We start from the raw sequence: 1896 nt of genomic DNA on the forward strand, positions 1-1896 counted from the left end.
CGCCGTCCTTTCCCGCGTCCTTTCCCGCGTCGGCGCCCGGGCGGCCTACGCGATCGCCGGGTTGCTGCGGCGATCGTCGTCTCGGTATGACATGGCGGGTGTCGGACGGGTCCGGCAGGATGGCGGCCATGGTCTCTTGTCAGCTGGTCGTCGACTGTGCGGCACCCGAGCGGATGGCCCGGTTCTGGGCAGACGCGCTGCAATACACGGCGGAGCCGCCGCCGGGCGGATTCGACACGTGGCGGGACTACTGGCGCAGTCTCGGAGTGCCGGAGGAGGAACTGGGCGAGGGGGACGGCAGCGACAGCATCGTCGATCCCGAGGGGCACGGGCCGAGGATCTGGTTTCAGCAGGTGCCCGAGGACAAGGTGGTCAAGAACCGGTTCCACCTGGATGTGACGGTGGGCGGCAGGCGGGAGGACGTACCGCTGGAGACCCGCAGAGCGCGGGTGGACGCCGAGGTGGAGCGGCTCGTCCAGGCGGGGGCGTCCGTTGTGCGGGTGTTGTCGCAGCCCGGGGTCGACCACTATGCGGTGGCGATGCTGGATCCCGAGGGCAACGAGTTCGACGCGGTCTAGGAGTGTCCTGAAGATCTTGGTGGGTGGGTCGGCATGAGCCGGCTCACCCTTCTGTCATGGGGTGATCGGGACGAGAGTCCAGGTGCCGCTGATGCGGGTGAGTCCCAGGTTGACCAGGCGGCGGAGGTTGAGGGCGGCGGCGCGGTGGTGCAGCCAGCGGTCGTTGGCCGCGGTGCCGCGGTAGCGCAGGCGACGGTTGCCGCGGGCCACCAGCCAGGCCACCGCGCGCTCGACCATGGGCCGCCAGCGCCGGTAGTCGGCCTGCCAGGCCGGATCGGTGGCGGCCTGGTGGCGGGCGGCGGCCTGCAGATCATGATGCGGTCGGATGGTGATGATGCGGTCGGCCGTGGCGGTGGTGCAGCGCTCGCGCAGCGGGCAGGCGGCGCACCGGCCGGTGAAGGTGGCCCGGCGTTGCTGGTAGCGGCCACCCGCTGCGGCCAGGGCCACGGTATGCCCGGCCGGGCAGGTGACCGTGCCGGCGGCGGTGTCGATGGCGAAATCGTCCAGGGTGAAGCCGCCGGCCACGGCCGGAGTGAGCGCGGGCGGCTTGATCAGCAGCCGGTGCCCGGCACCGGACAGGGCGGCGCGCAGCTCAGCGGCGGCGTAGGCGGCATCGGCCAGAATCTGCAGCGGCCCGCGCTCGTGAGCGAGCAGGACGGGCGCGACGGCGCTCTCGTGGTGGATGGCTCCGGCACCGGGACGCAGGGCAACGGCGGTCAACAGTCCGGTTTCCGGCTCGATAGCCAGGTGCGCCTTGTAGCCGTCGGTGTGCTGCCGGGCGCTTTTGTGGATGTGGCGGGCCTCGACATCGACGACCGAGATGACCCGGTCCGGTGCGGTGCGGCGGGCGATCTTCCACCGTCCGTCGGTGCCATCGGAGCCCTCGGCGGGCTCGACGTCTTGGCCGGCGATCAATGCCAGCAGGCCGATCGCGCGCTCGGCGCTGTCGTCCAGCTCCTGACCTGCCAGCTGCTCCAGCAGGGTGAGCGCGTCGGTGACCAAGCCGCTGACCAAGGCGGCCTTGGCCTCCTCGTCGTCCCAGGCGATGTGCGGCTTGCCCGCATCGGCGTAGTCGCAGGCGTGACAGTGCGCCGCCACCAGCGCAGCGGCGCCGGGCACCTGGCGGGCCACCCGGCGGATCGCGGCGATCAACTGGGTGATGGTGTCTTGGGTGGCCACCGCATCCATCAGCACCGCCGAATCCAGCGCCCGCCGATTGCGGCCGCTCAGCACCCCGCTCTGCGCCACCACGGTGCGGATGATGCCGAAGATCCGGTCCGGATCGGTTGAGCGGGCCAGCCGGCGCCGGAAATAGGGG

At 71.6% G+C, this 1896-nt stretch carries 2 protein-coding genes; one reads left to right on the forward strand and one right to left on the reverse strand.

Annotation, left to right across the window (positions count from 1 at the left end; translation table 11 throughout):
* The first annotated feature begins 128 nt into the window (after nt 1–128).
* Nucleotides 129–578: a VOC family protein gene (locus tag Pta02_RS40660; protein WP_203880395.1), complete on the forward strand. Its 450-nt coding sequence runs from the start codon at nt 129–131 to the stop codon at nt 576–578.
* Between the two features lie 54 nt (nt 579–632).
* On the opposite strand, the gene Pta02_RS40665 is transcribed toward Pta02_RS40660, so the two are convergent.
* Nucleotides 633–1896: transposase (locus tag Pta02_RS40665; RefSeq protein WP_203880396.1), on the reverse strand; the 1264-nt coding region annotated here is incomplete at its 5' end.

Source organism: Paraplanobispora takensis (assembly GCF_016863195.1).
Classification (GTDB): domain Bacteria; phylum Actinomycetota; class Actinomycetes; order Streptosporangiales; family Streptosporangiaceae; genus Planobispora; species Planobispora takensis.

Bases quoted from the DNA above. Each gene is read 5' to 3' on its own strand.
- Pta02_RS40660 (WP_203880395.1), top strand. From the start codon at position 129: ATGGTCTCTTGTCAGCTGGTCGTCGACTGTGCGGCACCCGAGCGGATG.